Source organism: Fibrobacter sp. UWH6 (genome assembly GCF_900142465.1).
Lineage (GTDB): Bacteria > Fibrobacterota > Fibrobacteria > Fibrobacterales > Fibrobacteraceae > Fibrobacter.
The window spans coordinates 1-17,095 of record NZ_FRAX01000017.1 but is presented as its reverse complement, the minus strand read 5'-3'; the positions used below and the strand labels follow the sequence as shown (position 1 = coordinate 17,095).

Genomic DNA, 17,095 nt, shown 5'->3' with positions numbered 1-17,095 from the left:
CTCTTATGAGGAGGCGTCTTTTTTTAGTCACTTTTTATAGGGAGATTTTTTCCAGTCGGCGCGACTTGGCATTTTTCGGGGAACCAGGAGTTCCTTGTTTTCTGCAGGGCGGGCCCAATCTGTATTTGTCTTGATGGGTGGCATAAAGAAGTGCATGTGTGCCACGGGGTCAATTTGTACGGTGGCGCTGGTGCTGGTACAGGGGCGGTCCTCATCCCGATTGTCAAAAAGCGCCTTGGCTAAAAATGGTCGCTGTTCCCATTGGTAGTCGTCACCAAATTCTGTGATTCCGTAAATGCGTTCCCCCTTTTTGGCAATGAACTCGATTTTGCATTTTCCGTTTGAGTTCGTGTAGTGGCATCGCGTTCCCGAACAGAGGAATTTCCCGTTCCCGTAAAAATCGTATGCTTTCCCGTCGTCTGCGGACACATAGATTTCTTGCCAACCAGAGAAAATCCCTGCATGGGCGTAAGCCGCAAGGAACATCATGGCGATTATGTGGGCGAGCCTAGTCATCAGTAACCTATGATTGTTTCGAGGCCGATTCCCTGGAGCTTGTGGCCGTTGGTGTAGTAGTTGTTCCTGAAGTATTTGAGGCCGAAGCGGACTGTCCAGGTTCCGTAGCGGTTGAACTGATAGCCTGCGCCCAGCGAGAAAGTTGCGCCCTGGTCGTTCTTGTCTTGTTCTTCGTTGCGGTAGTTAGTTGTCGTGTATTTGGTTCCGGATAATCCGGCGCCAGCTATTACGTAGGGCGTGTTGTTTTCGTGGATGAAGATTGGAGCGGCAAGATTTAGGCCCAGGTGGATCATGTTCGTGTCTTTGGAAATGATTCCCTTGAAGTCTATTTCAGCGCCGACCATAAAATAGGTGAAGTCGTGCCAGGCGGAGAATCCGATATTGCCTGCGGCATGCTGACTCTTGATCAGATAATCTACGCCGAAGGAGAATGCCACGCGGGTGGTCCTTGAAGTGTTCAGCTTGTTTTCGAAATTGCTGGGAAGGTTGGATTCGCCGCTTTCGTGGGTGGCGGCAACAGGCTGGAAGTTAGATTCACTGATGTAGATGGGATATTCGGAATCGTAGAAGCTTTTGGGGTTGCTTCCTTTTTTGCCGGTGCCCATGGAGTTTGCCACGCGGAACAAGATGGGAGCGATGTCTTCGGGGATAATGGCCTGGTATTCGTCGTGCCACACCAGGTTATCGTTTTCGGTGTCTTTCATGGCGAAGGTGAGGAGCATGCCGCTGCCTTGTTCCTTGACGGTGATGTACAGGATGTAAGGGCAGCCCTTGCGCTTGGCGAGGTTACTGACTATGGCCATGGAGGCGGACTTGACATAGGGTGATTCCTTGTCGGCGGCCACGAGCTTGTAACGGCCCACTTCCTTGACGTACTGGCCGAAGGTCTGGACGATATAATTTTTGTAGTCGGGATGGATACCGCTAACTTTTATGTAGGGAATAAAGACTGATTCTTCGGAATAATCCACTCGGCCTTCGCCGTCAAATAGGCTTGCGAAATATTCCTCCAGCATCATCCCGGGAATAAACAGGAGGATTTTAGCTGTGCCCTTGGTTAAATCGGATGCGGCACTTCCTGCATGGGCGTTCCCTGCAGAACAAAGAACCACTAACAAAAAAATTAGACTTTTAATAAAACGCATAAAAACCCCCGTGTCTATGCGAAAATACAAAAAAGAGTTCTGGAGAAAAAGCTGAAACTATTACAGGGTGGAATGACCTTTTATTTTTTCAGGTGGAGCTTGCGGAGGACCTTTCCCAGCAATTCGTTAAGGATATCTCCGGCGTCCTTGCTGCCAAGGATCTTCTGGATAAAGAGGGTGGCGAACAGCAGGATAACGCCGGCGGCACAGCTGTAGATAACCAGCACGATCAGGTTAGTGCTGCGGACGAATTCACCCGTCACATGGTCAAGTCCAAGGGCGGCAAAGATCATGATGCCGAATGCCACCAGGGCGCGGAACATGTTCAGAAGTGCGGTCCTCATGCCGTCGGTTCCGTTCTTGCGGGCCCACATAAAGATCATGGAAATCACCTGCAGGATGGCGCCGGTGGCTCCGATAATAGGTACGCTCTTGATTCCCAGAGGTTCGCTCAATAGCATGTAGGCGGGAATGGTGGCGGCAAAGATTCCCGTGTTCAGGAGGGTGGGCAACCACATGCGTTCGGCGGCGTAGAAGCTGCGCACCAGAACCGCCTGCAAGCAAAGTCCCAAGCTTACGGGCAAGTACCAGCGGAGAATTTCGGTAATGGCTTCGGTGGTTTCGCGATGGAAGGCGCCGCGTTCAAAGAGGATTCGCACGGCGGGGAAGGAGAGTGCCCATACTGCAACCACTGCGGGAATCAAAATGCAGAACATGCGTGAGAGGCTCTTCCAGATTTTTTCGTTCAGCTCCTTGATCTGACCTTCCTTAACAAGGCGGGCCATGTCGGGGTAGCTGGTAACGGAAACGGAGAAACCGAAGACTGCCACCAGGGTGTACATGACGCGGTAGGCGTAGTTCAGGCTAGAAATACCGCTGCCGCCAAAACTGGAACCGAAACTACGGATGATGAATTCCAGGCCGAACATGGAGCCTACGCCAAGAGACATGGGCAACATCATCTTGAAATAGCGAACGATATCGGGATGGGTGGGCTGCATGATCAGTTCGTACTTGACGCCGCCACGCTTGGCTCCAAAAATCTGCAATGCGAAGAATCCGATGAAGGCTCCCACGGGAACGCCCCAGGCGAAACCTTCCAGACCGTAGCTGACGCCATTCATGCGGCCCATCAGAATTCCGGCAAGGCCTCCGCCCACAATGGCCACGTTGTAAATCAGGCCGGTAAGGGAAGGAATCAGGAACTGCTTACGGGTGTGCTGCACGGCAACCAGAATACTTCCCACGAAGATGAAGATCTGGCCCGGCAAAATGATGCGGCCGTAGTAAGTGGCGCGCTCGATCAGTTCTGCGCTTGCGCCGCTGGTGGTGAGCAGCTGCAAAAGTTCCGGCATAAAGATGAATGCAGGAATCACCAGCACCAGCAAGATGGCGCCGAAGGTGTTCAGCACGTTGCTAAAGAACTTCCAGCTTTTCTCTTCGTCGCCGGCCACCTTGTAGCCTGTAAAAATCGGGATGAAGATAATGGAGAGGAATCCGGTGCTCACTACGTGATTCAGGATGTCGGGAATCATGAAGGCCAGATCCAGGGCGTTCTTTTCGAGGGAGACGCCGGCGGCGTGGGCCAAAAGCATTTCACGGAAGATTCCCAGCACGCGGCTGAGCAACATACTTACAGCAACAATAATGGCAGCTTTATTCATGGAGGTTAATTTAGAAACTTTGTATATTTGAATGCATGAAAAAGATTTTTGGAATTATCGCTTTCGCCCTTGCAGGTATCGCTTTCGCCCAGGATGGCGCATCCGACGAAAATGTGACCAAGGGACCCTATGAACCTGTCGCTACCGAAGTGACTCAGGCCAAGAATTCCGACGACGATCCGTTGCCGGCTCCCAAGCGCCCGACCTACAATTTCGCAAGTTTCGGTCTTGGCTTTAGCGTGTGGCACAACTGGGAAGATTCCAGGAAGAATCCCAAGCGTGACTGGGACCAGGGCGTGGTATTCCATTACGGACGTATTTGGGAAATGACAACTCATGGTGCCATTACGTTCATGAACAACGCTAACGGTTCTTATGAAACTCATTGGCAGTGGCACGAGACTGCCTTGATTGGCGGCCGCTATTTCTTTGCCGACCAGGTGTTCTCCCCTTATGTGGGCATGGGCCTAGGTGTGGGTGTCGAAATGGACTTCCACTTTGACAAGTTCTCTGAAGCCTTTGCCATTGGCCCTGCCGGTGGTCTTGAAGCGGGCTTGATCATCTTCCGTACTTCTACGACCCAGCTTGAAGTGGGTGCCGCCTACGACATGCTCCTGGACGGTTTTGACTTTGGCCGCCATTTCGGAAGCTTCAGTTTCTACCTGGCCATTAACTATTAATTGTTTGGCTGTTTAGGCGACGGGCGCGCTTCGCGCGGCATGTTGCCGGCGGGTGCGTTAAACTGCGACTTTATAGCTGTTTAGCAATGTTCTGCTAGACAGCTTTTTTTGTTGCTGCAGGCGGTCTACGATAATGCTTGGGCGCACATGAAAGAGTCCTGCGAAATAGTCGATGCAACGCTTTTCGGCAAAGTGGCCGCAGCAGATGATTTCGCATTCTTCGGCTTCGGTCAGCATATGGCGTTCCGCAAACTGTTCGGCGGCGCTGCATTTTAGGGTGTCGCCCGAGATGCTGTTTGCAGAACCGCCCGCGGTTCCCGCAATTCCTGCAGAAGGTTGCTGGCTTAGTTGCAGGCCCAGCTGTAGGCACAGGCTGCGCTTGCCGTACATAATGTGGTACAGCTGATGGAACAGCCCCTGCAGAAGTCGTACGTCGGTCATGGGGCCCGCGGGAATCTGGATGACGGGGCGCTTGCCGACCCAGTAGCTTGCGGAAAGGGGTGCGGGGGCCGTCAAAAATGCCGGCACCTGAACAACCTGAACATCGCAATCCGAAATGCTACTGATGGCGGCCTTGCGCAGGGCGTTTCGCAAACCTAGGGCATTACGGCGCAAAAATTTCATGTTCTCGAGAATGGCTTCCTTCTCGATGGCGATTTCGGCGGCGGGGCGGCTGACCTGCAGTTCACCCAGGCGCAACCAGGCGGAATAGGCCTGAGGGTTCACGGAATCCTGGATGTTGGCGTAATAGGTTTTCCAGCCCTCGATGGTTGCCACGTTGAAAAATTTCAGCAGGGCTTTTACAAGGCTTCCGTCCTTGTTGCTGCATTGGGCGGGAATGCGATTTAGTCTGCGGAGTTCTGCCACGGGGAATTTCTGTGCCCAGGCCTTTGCCTCGGCGCTGCAAAATCCCGCTTCCATCTTGCTTCGGGCTTTTGACATTTCACTTTCGCCGACATGGATGTCGATGCCTGCAAAAAGATCGTCGCCCAGCATGAATTCCAGTTTGCATGCGGTATCTGCGCTGATCCCATCGACAATGGCATCGCGGGAACACCCTACACGTCTGCAGAGTTCCTCTTGGGTGATTCGTTGTGCGGCGATTGCCTTGCGAATTCTGTTGATGTACATTTCCGCCTCCAAGAGATTAAACTTTATCTGCAACAAGATAGAATTTTATTTATGTCACGAAATAAAAAAAGTCAGAATTTATTTTTCTGACTTCAAAAAAAATTAGAACTTGTGTTTCCAGCTTAACGCCACTCTATAAAAACTCCATTCGCCGCCGGTCACGTGAAGCAGGGGTTCCTGGTCCTCGTCGTCGTGCAACTGGGAGTAGCTTCGTTCACGTTCAAAAGTGTAGAGCACCGTCAAACTGTTCTTGTCGCTTAGCTTGAACGAGGTTAGTGCGCTAATGGCCGTGGTGGTAAAGTCTCCGTCGAAACTCTGGGCCACGGGGCCGTAGTCATCCTTGTCCAGGTGGCCTTCCATTTCAAGCATCAGGCCCACCATATTCAGGGTCATGGGCATCTGGTAGCCAAGCACTCCGGTAAAGCTGTACTGCAAACCATTGGCCTTGCGGGCGGATTCCTGCCACTGCCAAATTTCTCCATCGTCGACGCCGGTCATGGCTTCATAGAAAAGCTTGTAGCTAGCCACCATCACCACATGGGACCAGTCTCCTTCAATGAGCGCGCCCGTGTCAAACTGGAACGTGGCCGATGCCCACAAGTCGTAAAAGTAATGGGTAAACGGAGTCAGGTTCTCGTAGTCCTGAGTTTCAAAATCGTACTTGGTCAGACCTTCAAAACCAAGAACATTCCAGCCGCTACCGATAGAAGCGCCCGCACCGAAAACCAGGAAGGGAACAGGCGTAAAGTCCACCTCGACCATGGGGCGCAACGTCACCGGTGACAGTTCAAGAGATCCCCACAGTTCAACGTCTGCGCCGCTCAGGAGCCAGTGATCCCCGAGAGGTGTGGGAATGGTGTACTTGGCATCCAGGCGAGTCAAGGCTTCAAGTCCGTCGTATGGGCCCGAAGGTGCGGAGAAGTGTTCGTCTCCGGTCTTGACTTCGTGTTCGACATAGTAGGCCCCATTGGTGACCAGGGAATATTCCCAACCGGCAAAAGCCGAGGCCACGGCGAAAGGCAGGACTGCTAAAAATTTAAGACTACGCATGTCTTTAAATATAATATGAAGTCTGGTAGGGAATGCTAACTAGAAAAAACAATTTGTACAAGAAAAGGATGCCCATAAGGCATCCTTCTCGTCTTTAACGTCTTTATAAAAAGCGTCGGATTCGTGAACTTACACGTCCAGGTTGTAGGAGTGCAGGTACTTTTCCTGTTCGGCGGTGAGAACGTCGATTTCCTTGCCAAGGAACTTGAGCTTCTTGCGGGCCACTTCCTGGTCCACTTCGCGAGGAACGTCGATGATCTTTTCCGTGAGTTCGCCGGCGTGTTCCACCAGGTACTTTGCAGACAGTGCCTGAATAGCAAAGCTCATGTCCATGATTTCTGCCGGATGGCCGTCACCGCAGGCCAGGTTCACCAGGCGGCCTTCGCCAAGGACGAATACCCACTGGCCGGTGGGCAGCTTGTAGCCCATGATGTTCTTGCGCTGTTCGCGAATTTCCACGGCGTTCTTCTTCAGCCATGCTACGTCGATTTCGCAGTCGAAGTGACCAGCGTTGGCGAGGATGGCGCCGTCCTTCATTACAGAAAGATCTTCTGCGTCGATAACGCCGTCGCAACCGGTAACGGTCACGAAGAAGTCGCCGATCTTTGCAGCTTCGCGCATGGGCATTACGTCAAAGCCGTCCATGACAGCTTCGATAGCCTTCACCGGGTCCACTTCGGTCACGATGACGCGGGCACCCAGGCCCTTGGCGCGCATGGCGGTACCCTTACCGCACCAGCCGTAGCCAGCCACAACAACCTGCTTGCCAGCCACGATCAGGTTGGTTGTACGGTTGATGCCGTCCCATACGGACTGACCAGTACCGTAGCGGTTGTCAAAGAGGTGCTTGCAGTCGGCATTGTTCACGCGGACCATGGGGAACATCAGCTTGCCAGCCTTGTTCATGGCTTCCAGGCGGATGATACCGGTGGTGGTTTCTTCGCAGCCGCCGATGATGTTGGGAATCAGTTCCGGCATTTCGTTGTGGACCATGTTCACCAAGTCGCCACCGTCATCGATAATGATGTTGGGTCCGCACTGCAGAGTGTGACGGATATGGCTTTCGTATTCTTCGTTGGTAGCATCGTACCAGGCGTGCACTTCCATGCCTTCCTTTACGAGGGCGGCAGCCACGTCATCCTGGGTAGAAAGTGGATTGGAACCGGTAACGTACATTTCCGCACCGCCTGCCTTAAGAACCTGGCAGAGGTAACCGGTCTTTGCTTCCAGATGGACAGAAAGAGCGATCTTCTTTCCGGCGAAGGGCTTGGTCTTTTCGAATTCAGCCTTCAGCATAGAAAGAAGGCTGCAGTTGCGGTGAACCCATTCCAGCTTGCGTTCGCCAGATTCGGCCAGACTGATATCTCTGATTTCACTTGCCATATCTTTTCCTTTTGGATATGCCCCGCGGGGCCTCATTTGGTTTGTGTTTTTCGCCCCGGCACTCGTCGAGGGTCCAGCCGAATTTTTAGGGATGGTCGTCTGTCCTATCATCCGTTTTTTGCAAAAATAAAAATTGCGCCAGTTTCCGCGACGGAACCCTTAAACGTATTCCTTGTTTTCCAGGCCCATGCGCTTGATGATTTCGTTCACCTTCTGGTAAACCAGCTTTTCATCGAGAGTCAGAACCTTGCGGCCTTCCATGGTGATCTTGCCGTCGATAATCACGGTGTCCACTTCGGAACCGTTGGCGGAATAGGAGAGGCCCGCGATCAGGTTGTTCTTGGGCATCAGGGAAGGATTGTTCAAGTCCAGAATGGCGATGTCTGCCTTCTTGCCCACTTCCAGGGAGCCGATCTGGTTTTCGAGGCAAAGTGCCTTGGCGCCATTGAGGGTGGCCATGCGGAACACTTCGCGGGCGCTGACGCATTGGGGGCTCTTGTGGGTTCCCTTGTGGATCAAGGCCAGCAGGCTCATTTCGTGGAACATGTTCAGGCTGTTGTTACTTGCGGCGCCATCGGTACCCAGGCACACGTTGATGCCCTTGGCCATCATCTCGGGAACGGGAGCAAAACCGTTACCCAGCTTCATGTTGCTTGCGGGATTCGTCACCACGGAAACGCCACGGCGGGCCATGATTTCCATGTCGGCGTCGTCCACCTGAACGCAGTGGGCTGCAATGCAGGGAACATCAAAGAGGCCGTTCTTGTCGGCCATGACGATGGGGGAGTAGCCGTACTTTTCCTGGGTGCCCTGGATTTCGGCAACACTTTCGGAAAGATGCACATGAATGCCGATGCCCGCCTTCTTGGCTTCGTCGGACACGCGACGGAAATAATCCTCGGTGCAGGTGTAGGGAGCGTGGGGGCCGAACTTGAAAGTGATGCGGTCGCAGTCCTTGCAGAATTCCATTTCGTCGTAGGTCTGCTGGATGCGTCCGCCGTCATCTTCGGCGCTGCCGACGAGACCGCGGCACATGACGGCGCGCATGCCCGATTCCTTGATGGCCCTGGTAGTCTGCTTGATGTTCATCATCATGTCGTTAAAGCAGGTGGTGCCGCTCTTCATCATTTCGATGATGGCCAGGCAGGCGCCCCAGTAAGTGTCCTCGTCGGTCATCTTCTGCTCGATGGGATCGATGGTTCCGAACAGCCAATCCATAAAGGAAAGGTCGTCGGCCACGTTGCGCATGAAGCTCATGTAGGAATGGGTGTGGCAATTTACCAGGCCGGGAATGGCCAGCTTGTCAGTTCCGTCAATGACCCTGTCTGTCTTGAAGCCGGCGGGTTCCGCGCCCATGCCAACAATCTTGTCGCCTTCGATATAGATGGAAGTTTCCTTCACTTCGTCCTTGCTTCCGGCAGGAACGATGGCCTGGATGTTCTTCAAGACAATGCCCATGATGAATCCTTTTTTAAGCGGGTCCTAAAAATCTTTTTTATAGGTAGCAGGTCTAAATTGCAGACCCATATAAAAAATAGAAATTAAGAAACCTGGGCCAAAGCGCAGACAGGGTATATTCCAACCTGGAATAAGTTTTGTAAAATAAATCTTAGATTTCCTGGTCTGGAAAAAGCCAACTTTGTACTTTGTTGGGTGAGGGACGGCTGGGTCGCTGCTCTCGAACAGGCTCTAGGGCCGCAAAGGAGGCTTATCATGAAGACGCTGAAAATTACACTGCTCGTTGCCTTTGCCCTGATGGTTTCATCATCCTTCGCATCCAAGATGGTAAAGTCCAGATTGGGTGACCTGGATTTGATGGCGACCAAGGGTGGCGACAAAATTCTCTGCACCATGGGTTTCAATGCTGAGCTGGCGCTACTCCGCGAGGCAGAAACTGAAGCCCTGGTCAAGGGAGATTGCACCGGTTGGGTTCCGAAGTCCAAAATCGAGTATGTGGCGCAAGCTGCAGGTGACAAGACCATTGGATTTGGCGATGTCAATATCGAAGCCTGGATCGACAATCCTACCTCAGTATTCGTTCTTGAAAACGACGATGTGGACTTTGACGGAGTTTCCATCGACCGTGACTTCAAGGAATATCTGACGTACACCATTGACCGTGAACAGACCGAAATGCGCAACGGCGAAAACTAGTTTGCGCGGGTCAAGAAATTCATACTCTCCTTAAAGAACAAGGGGCGGTTCGCAAATGCGGACCGTCCTTTTTTGCTCCCCGGAATCTTGCTGCCGTTGCAGATTAACGCTTGCTGCGCTTCTGATGATCCTGTTCCATTTCCTTTTTCCAGTGACCGCGTTCCTCGTGGCAGATGTTGTTTCGGATATCGCTGATGATGGCGCTCTGGGCGCAGCACATGATCTCGATGCCTCTCTTGTCATTGACGTAGTTGGCGGCCCGTTCCTCGCTGATTCCGTAAGTGCGGGCGGTTTCCACGGCGTCGATGTTGGCTCCCAGGAAAATGAATTCCCAACCGTACTTTTCCTTCTGGCGATTTACCATGTGGCGTACTTGCTCGGCGGAATACTTGCGGCTGGAATTCTCGTAGCCGTCGGTGGTAATGATGAAGATGGTCTTTTCGGGGCGGTCTTCATCCCGGGCGTACTTGTGTACGTTTCCCATGTGATGGATGGCGTCGCCTAGGGCGTCTATGAGGGCGGTGCCTCCGCCAACGCAGTACTGCTCGCTGGTCATGGGCGGAATCTTGTCCAAGGAAACGCGGTCGTGAAGAACCTCGGAAACATTGTCAAAGAGGATGGTGGAAACCAGTGCTTCCCCTTCTTCTTTTTTTCTGCTTTTCGATGGTGCCGTTGAAGCCGCCGATGGTATCTGTCTCAAGGCCGCTCATGGATCCGCTGCGGTCCATGATAAAAACGATTTCTGTAAGTCCCTGCTTCATATTGAACCTCTCTTTTTTTTGCGACTGCCGGATTGCATCGCTCTGTTGATACGTTCAATATAGGTGGTTGCGGGAACAGAAAGGTCGCCTGCCAGGCGACATCGTTTTTAGAGGCTCCGGCTGGCTCCAAGGGAATTTTCTCCATGGGTTGAAAGGATCGTGTTGAGGGTGTTCACCTTGTATTGATTCCTGTCGGGATTTTCCCTGTAAAACAGTTCCTTGTTTTCCATGAAGAATTGGACAATCAGGTCGCTCTTGCTGGAGGGTGACAGGGCCCGCCCGGCGTAAGACAGGAATTCCACCGCCTCGATATAGTTCAGCTTGAGGCCGATGGCGATAGCGATGGCCGTTTCCTTGGAGGGGGTGTAGCTATCGCTGTTGTTGATTTTCGAAAGTACCTTGCGGTCTACGTCGGAATCCCTGGCCAGCATGGAATTGGTGATGCTTCTGTCGGTCATGATTTCGTTCATCTTCTTGCGGAAGGACTTGAACCTTTTCGGGTCCTTCAGCAGTTCGTTGATGCTCTTGTCGAAATCCGACTTGCTGCTGATCTTGGAAAGAATGGGAGCTGCGTCGCAAATTTCTGCGACGACTTCGCTTTCGCCGATTATTTGACTGTCGTCGGCCATTTGACTGTCGTCGGCCATTTGACCGTCGCCGAGCGGTTCTTCACTGAAGGAACAGCACTTGAGTGCTTCGAAATTTTCCTGGGGATTTTCCGGGACGTAGTTGGCGTAGATGTATTCCTGGATCTTGCCGAACAGCGCTTCGGAAATTTTGACCGCTTCGTCGTCGTAGAGTACGATGGTGGCGGTAATGTCGCAGTCCTTTCCGTCGCCTTGCAGGAACTCCTCGATGGATTCCTTGGCGATGTCCAGGGCCAAATCCTTAGGGAATCTGTAAATGCCGCTAGACAGCAGGGGGAACGCGATGGAATGGCAGCCCAGTTCCCGGGCCTTGCGCATGGCGTTCTGGTAGCAGAATTTCAGGGAGGTCTTTTCGCCGGAACGTCCGTCGTTCCAGCGGGGGGCCGAAACGTGGATGATGTATTTGGCGTTCAGGTCAAAGGCATCGGTGTGGGCCACATCGCAAACGTCCAGGTAGCCGATCTTTTCGCGGGCTTCCAGGAGCTGGTCGTGTCCGGCTGCATCGAAGATCAGGGCTTCGGTACTTCCACCGCAGATAGGGAAGGGGTTGGCGGAATTGACGATGGCGTCTGCCGTGACTCGGGTGATGTCGTCGTGAATAATCTTGAGCTGGTTCATAACGGCCTCCTTATTTTCTTTATAAAATTAGCATTGCTTGTCTGACAAAAAATGTCAAAAAAACAGACGTTTTCTTTATTCGCTTGTATAGACAGCCCAGTTTGATATTCCAAAAAAGACGGCTTATTCTGTTTTTATTTGAAAATTTGAGCTTTTTAAGGTACTTTAAGAACTATATTTCTTTGAGGTTATGAGATTTACTGTTTTTACATCTGCGTTGATGGGGGGCCTTGTTTCTATGGCCTTTGCCCAGGCCGTGGTGGACCCGTTTCTGGGCGAGCCGTTCACGGCCGAATTCTACGATGCTGGAGACAACAACCAGTATCGCGCAACGCTTGTAAGCTATCCATTCGGAGCGTCCGGCAAGTCTGCGCCCCAGGATTCCGCAGTTGTACAGGATTCCACTGCAGCTCCCCAGGATTCTCTGAACGGAACTGTCAATAAGCCCAAGGCGGCCGTGCTCTATATTCACGGCTTTAACGACTATTACTTCCAGACTTTAACGGCCGAAAAGCTGGATTCCGCAGGCTATGCCTTCTTCGCTATCGACCTGCACAATTACGGTCGTTCCTACCGCCAGGGCGAAGTGCTGGGTGAGCTCAGGGACGTAACCAGCTATTTCCCGGAAATCGATTCCGCCTGGAAGAAAATCGAGGCGGCAGTCGGCAAGGATGTGCCCAAGGTTTTATTGGGACACAGTACCGGCGGCCTGATTTCTCTGGTGTACGCCGACGTCCGCGAAAAGGGCAAGGACTTCGATGCTATCGTGCTGAACAGCCCCTTCATGGAGATGAATTACTCCTGGCTCATGCGCGATGTGATCATTCCCGTTCTTGCGCCTATCGGACATTACTTCCCGAACATCCCGATTCCCCGCAGCAGCAGCGACGCCTACAGCGAAAGCCTGCTCAAGAGCATGAAGGGAGAATGGGAATACAATACGACCTTGAAGGTGCCGGGCAGCATCCCCGTGGATTTCGGCTGGTCTGCCGCCATCTGTGACGCCCAGGATATCGTAAAGGCCGGGATGGATCTTGTCTCGCCGATCCTCGTGATGCACAGCGGCTGTAGCGTCAACGAAGACGAATGGAGCGATGAGTACACCCGTTGCGATGGCGTCTTGAACGTAGACGATATCCGCAATTACGGTGCCCACCTGGGACCGGATGTGCGCCTGGTGCAGATTCCAGGGGCCTTGCACGACCTTTACCTTTCCCGCAAGGAAGTCCGCGATCACGCCTATAGCGTGACTATCGAATTCCTGGACAATATTGTCAAGAAGTAATTTCGGATGGGCGGGCCGCTCTTTTTGGGTGGACGTCTGGCAGGTTCCGCAAACTATAAAAAGAAAAAGCCCCGACATTCGTCGGGGCCTTTAAGTTCTTGCAGCTTAGCGCCAGATTACCATCTTGCGGAAAGTTCAGACGGGCATTCGATTTCCTGGTACTTCAGGGTCGGATTGTCTGCGCCGTTCATCCAAGTTGCCATGAACATGCAGCCTTCGTAAGCCTGGGTGTTGTTGCCGTATTCAGTCTTGCAGCTAGACTTCAAGCAATCCAGGAGCTTGTCGGTGCTGTTGTTGTACTTGTCCTGGCAGGTGCCCAGGAGACCACCGTACTGCTTACCGTTGCAGGAAAGTCCCATGACGCGGCAGCCGGAGAATGCACCGACGCCACCACCCGGGATCATCAAGTCGAACTGGCCGCCGGCAACGTCGTAACCGATGTTGCTGGACATGACCACCAGCTTCTTGTTGGCGAGAGCCTTGTTACGTGCGGGGTTCTGGTCGTGACCATTGCCGTCGAAAGTCAGGAGGTAGCAACGGCCGCAGTCGCCTTCGCCACCCGGAGTTGCTGCGAATGCGTATGCCAGGTTATCGTTAATGATCTGGGGGATCTGGCTCAGGCAGGTACCTGCAGTACCGCCATCGCATGCGGACTTTTCATCGGCGCCAGCCAGGGAGCCATCAGCGTGGCAGGTGCGGGTCGGGGTGCTTGCCGGACCGGCCTTGCCCTTCCATGCGCAGTGAGGCTTGCAGCTATCCCAGTAACGGGTTGCGTAGCCGGAACCGCTCTTACCGCCGCTAACAATCTTGAAGTTGGGAGTTGTACCATTGTTGGTGTTGGAAGCGCTGGATGCAGGCTGCTGGCTAGCAGAAGACTTTGCCTGCTGGCTAGCGGAGGACTTTGCCTGCTGCTGGCTGTTAGAAGACTGAGGCTGCTGCTGGTTGTTATTGTTGTTGTTATTGTTGGAGCCGTTGCCAGAACCGATGTTTGCGCAGTTGTTGTTGCTGCCGTCCCACCAGCAATCGATGGAGCAGTCGTTCTTGTAGGCGTACTTTTCGCCGTTCTTGCCTACCAGTTCGGTGTAGGGCTTCACATACTTATTAGAGAGCTTGTCGAAGCAGGTACCGTCGGAACCCTGCTGCGGCTGGTCGTTCTGCTGAGCGGCGCTAGAAGTAGCAGTCTGGTTCTGGTTGTTGTTCTGCTGAGCGGCGCTGGAAGTAGCAGTCTGGTTCTGGTTGTTCTGCTGAGTAGCGCTAGAAGTAGCAGTCTGGTTCTGGTTGTTGTCCTGCAGAGAAGCGCTGGAAGTGGGAGCGGTTTCGTTAGGAAGGCTAGAAGCAGAGGAAGCGGGAGCGATAACGGTGGGGATAACTTCTCCAACGTCCTTGTATTCCAAGGCGCTGATGTCCACGCTTTCGAACATGGTGACGCCGGCCAGATTCTTGATGGTCATGGTAGCGCCGTCATAAGAACCGACAATTTCGCCGGCGGCGGTCTTCACTTCGAGATTACCGTTGATGAGGTAAGTCTGGTTGTCGGTATTGAACACGAAGCAGGGCTCGGTTGCAGTAAGGACGTTGGGTGCAGATGCGTCTGCACTAGAAGTGACAAGAGACTGGTCGGGAATATTGTTTGCGATTGCGTCGACGGCTTCTTCGGAACAGCTCATGAGTGCTGCCACGGAGCTGATGAGCAGAACGGACTTCAAGAATTGACGTTTCATTTCGACCTCAGTAGGGGTTGTATGCTAGGTGTACGAGAAAACTTGACTTTACACCAATAAAAGTCTTCCAATTCCATCCGTGCGGAAAGATAGTATCTGTAAAGGGTTTACGTGTGTAAATTTTTGTAAGATATGAAGTTACGAAAAAAGCCCCGGCCTGCGGGCCGAGACTTCTAATTTACTGAATGGCGTCGAACGCGGTATTAATAGCGGTCAGCCAATTCCTTGGGGCATTCCACTTCCTTGTAGGTGTGGGTCGGGTTGCCTGCAGCTTCCATGAAGTTGGCCAGGAACAGGCAGCCTTCCTTGGCGGCTTCGTCCTTGGCGAAGATGCTGTTGCACTTGCCGACCAGGCATTCCTTGCGCTTGGTGTAGATCTGACTATCGTTGCCGGAGTAACCCACCTGGTTTTCGCAATCGCTCAACAGGCCGCCGTAGCGTTCGGAATTTCTCATGTCGCCCCAGTCCATCTTGCCGGAACAACCGTCGAATGCACCGTAGCCGCCACCGGGGATCATGATGTCGAACTGTCCGTTAGACACGTCGCCACCGACATTGGAGGCCATGACGATGAGCTTCTTGCCCTGGAGCTTTTGGTGGTTCATCTTGGTTTCGTACTTGCCCTGACCGGTGAAAGTCAGCTCGAAGCACCTGCCGCAGGCGCTCTTGAAGGCGGGCACGGCAGCGAAGGCGAAACCGATATTGTCGCAGCCTTCGATGGTAAATGCGGTCTGGCTGGTGCAGGTCATTGCGTTACCGCCGTCGCAGACGCTCTGGGAGCTGGGGTCGGTAATCAGGGTGGTGCTGTTCACGCTGCACTGTTTTGCGCGGTGGTCGCCTGCGTTTTCCTTCCAGGAGCAGCTGGGCTTGCAGCAGTCCCAGTATCTGGTGGCGTGGCCGCTACCGCTTTCGCCGCCGGAAACGTACTTGATTTCGGGGCAGCCCTTTGCAGCGGAGCTGGTGGGCTGGCTGTCAGAAGACTTAGGCTGGCTAGCGGAAGACTTGGGCTGCTGGGCGCTAGATGCCGGCTGCTGATTGCTGGAAGACAGGGCCTGCTGGCTGTCGGAACTGGTAAGAATGACCGTTTCGCTAGACAGGGTGGGGACCGGAGTTTCCTGCTGGCTTGCAGAAGAAGCGGCCGTCGGGTTGTAGTCCGGATACTGGTTCAGGTCGATGTCCTGGAGGGCGATGGTCATATCCAGGGTAGTGATGTAACCATAGCTGTCAGTGATGTAGACGAAATAGCCGGTCTGTACACCGCTTGCGTCAGTGACGGTGCCCAGGGCGTGGCCCTCGGCGTCGAAGGCGTTGTCGACGGCAGGAGAAATGACGTAGTCCTGACCGGCGGCGTTAAGGACCTTGGAGGGCTTGGTGCCGCTTGCTGCCGGAATGAGGGGAAGGGCGTTAAAGTCTACGCCGGTAGCCAGGGTGGCGCCTTCCATAGTCATGATCGATCCGGAATCCTTGTCTGTAAAGCCGACCTGCAGGCCGTTGGCATCAAGGACTCTGCCGTCTTCAGTGATGTAGACGTCCAGGCCGTTGTCGTTGTAATGCCTGGTGGGCTCGCCCAGTGCAACGGGAGTGTTGACATTGCCGTTGTTGTCGTTGTTTGCAGAAGTGGAATCATCACCGCAGTTGCATACCGCGATGGCCATGCCGGCGATCAGGATCGCCTTGATCATCGTCTTGAAAAAAGGATTCTTCATATTCTCTTTACCTAAGGATGCCCATAAACCAAGTCAAAGATAGATATATACTTACGTCTATGGTGTAAAATATTTTTTCGGTGTGATTGAAAACGTTCCCAAGGTGTTTCCGGAATGTAAACTAATGTAAATTCTTAATATGTAAAATTCTTTTTACAATTGTAGAAATAATGGCTTCTGGTACGTTTTGTTTGTTGATTGAATGTTGTTATTGTGTTGATAAACTGAATTTAGTGGGTTCTGTTGTTTGATGACCCTCAAAAATTTGTAAAAAAATGGCGTTTTTGGATGGGTACGCGGTAGGAAACGCAGACCGAAAAAGGATCGTCGGGAAAGGGGTGTTGATAAGCCAAAATTGCCGTTTTCTGCAAAAAAACAAAGAAAAATCCTTGAAATTTTTTGTGGATTTGCTAAATTTACGCGACAAAATCCGCAGAGTACCGCTTCCTATGCTCTGTCGGAATAACAGGAATCTCACGCAAACCCGCGTCGTTCCTAGGTTTCGAAGCGATAAACCTTCTGCTGAAGAAGAGGAAAAAATGGCAAAAGAACATTTTGACAGAAGTAAGCCGCACTGCAACATCGGCACCATCGGCCACGTTGACCACGGTAAGACCACTCTGACCGCTGCTAT

The 17,095-nt window shown here is 52.7% G+C and carries 14 protein-coding genes and 1 pseudogene; 4 read left to right on the top strand and 11 right to left on the bottom strand.

All coding sequences use genetic code 11. The features are described 5' to 3' along the window. Positions 1-27: 27 nt before the first annotated feature. The 3 genes from BUB73_RS13180 to murJ all read right to left on the bottom strand — a co-directional run bounded on the left by BUB73_RS13180 (position 28) and on the right by murJ (position 3,325). Positions 28-516, bottom strand: a complete 489-nt coding sequence (locus tag BUB73_RS13180; protein ID WP_073286528.1) for a hypothetical protein — start codon at positions 514-516, stop codon at positions 28-30. Further along, positions 516-1,661, bottom strand: a complete 1,146-nt coding sequence (locus tag BUB73_RS13175; protein WP_141099804.1) for an outer membrane protein — start codon at positions 1,659-1,661, stop codon at positions 516-518. Before BUB73_RS13175 ends, BUB73_RS13180 begins: the two co-directional genes overlap by 1 nt. 80 nt (positions 1,662-1,741) lie before the next feature. Then, positions 1,742-3,325: a murein biosynthesis integral membrane protein MurJ gene (gene murJ / locus BUB73_RS13170; RefSeq protein WP_073286522.1), complete on the bottom strand. Its 1,584-nt coding sequence runs from the start codon at positions 3,323-3,325 to the stop codon at positions 1,742-1,744. A gap of 35 nt (positions 3,326-3,360) precedes the next feature. Here murJ and BUB73_RS13165 point away from each other — a divergent pair, with 35 nt between their 5' ends. Continuing rightward, complete coding sequence (locus tag BUB73_RS13165) at positions 3,361-4,005, top strand: hypothetical protein (protein WP_073238734.1); 645 nt, start codon at positions 3,361-3,363, stop codon at positions 4,003-4,005. A gap of 57 nt (positions 4,006-4,062) precedes the next feature. On the opposite strand, the gene BUB73_RS13160 is transcribed toward BUB73_RS13165, so the two are convergent. The 4 genes from BUB73_RS13160 to BUB73_RS13145 all read right to left on the bottom strand — a co-directional run bounded on the left by BUB73_RS13160 (position 4,063) and on the right by BUB73_RS13145 (position 9,027). After that, complete coding sequence (locus BUB73_RS13160; RefSeq protein ID WP_073286520.1) at positions 4,063-5,136, bottom strand: helix-turn-helix domain-containing protein; 1,074 nt, start codon at positions 5,134-5,136, stop codon at positions 4,063-4,065. 102 nt (positions 5,137-5,238) lie between these two features. Continuing rightward, positions 5,239-6,186 (bottom strand): hypothetical protein, encoded by a 948-nt coding sequence (locus BUB73_RS13155; RefSeq protein ID WP_073286517.1) that lies wholly within the window; start codon positions 6,184-6,186, stop codon positions 5,239-5,241. 129 nt (positions 6,187-6,315) lie between these two features. Then, a complete protein-coding gene (locus BUB73_RS13150; protein ID WP_073160708.1) occupies positions 6,316-7,569 on the bottom strand; it encodes an adenosylhomocysteinase in 1,254 nt (417 codons plus the stop codon). Between the two features lie 159 nt (positions 7,570-7,728). Then, a complete protein-coding gene (locus BUB73_RS13145; protein WP_073286514.1) occupies positions 7,729-9,027 on the bottom strand; it encodes an amidohydrolase in 1,299 nt (432 codons plus the stop codon). Positions 9,028-9,282: 255 nt separating this feature from the next. On the opposite strand from BUB73_RS13145, the gene BUB73_RS13140 reads away from it, so the two are divergent. Further along, entirely contained in the window at positions 9,283-9,723 is a 441-nt protein-coding gene (locus BUB73_RS13140) for a hypothetical protein (protein ID WP_073160704.1), read from the top strand. A 103-nt stretch (positions 9,724-9,826) separates the two neighbouring features. On the opposite strand, the pseudogene BUB73_RS13135 reads toward BUB73_RS13140, so the two are convergent. Both BUB73_RS13135 and BUB73_RS13130 read right to left on the bottom strand, forming a co-directional pair. Then, positions 9,827-10,484: pseudogene (locus tag BUB73_RS13135) on the bottom strand (hypothetical protein). Positions 10,485-10,591: 107 nt separating this feature from the next. Further along, complete coding sequence (locus BUB73_RS13130; RefSeq protein ID WP_073286511.1) at positions 10,592-11,749, bottom strand: macro domain-containing protein; 1,158 nt, start codon at positions 11,747-11,749, stop codon at positions 10,592-10,594. Between the two features lie 190 nt (positions 11,750-11,939). Between BUB73_RS13130 and BUB73_RS13125 the strand changes: the two genes are divergently transcribed. Further along, the gene (locus BUB73_RS13125; protein WP_083538377.1) at positions 11,940-13,034 is read left to right on the top strand and encodes an alpha/beta hydrolase; all 1,095 of its coding nucleotides are present in this window, start codon (positions 11,940-11,942) and stop codon (positions 13,032-13,034) included. A 116-nt stretch (positions 13,035-13,150) separates the two neighbouring features. Here the strand turns inward: BUB73_RS13125 and BUB73_RS16705 are convergent, their stop codons facing one another. Beyond that, the gene (locus BUB73_RS16705; protein WP_083538379.1) at positions 13,151-14,755 is read right to left on the bottom strand and encodes a hypothetical protein; all 1,605 of its coding nucleotides are present in this window, start codon (positions 14,753-14,755) and stop codon (positions 13,151-13,153) included. Between the two features lie 203 nt (positions 14,756-14,958). Then, entirely contained in the window at positions 14,959-16,461 is a 1,503-nt protein-coding gene (locus tag BUB73_RS13115) for a hypothetical protein (RefSeq protein WP_073286508.1), read from the bottom strand. Between the two features lie 539 nt (positions 16,462-17,000). Between BUB73_RS13115 and BUB73_RS13110 the strand changes: the two genes are divergently transcribed. Continuing rightward, positions 17,001-17,095, top strand: a 95-nt coding sequence (locus BUB73_RS13110) for a GTP-binding protein (protein WP_139258098.1), incomplete at its 3' end; no start/stop codon positions are given.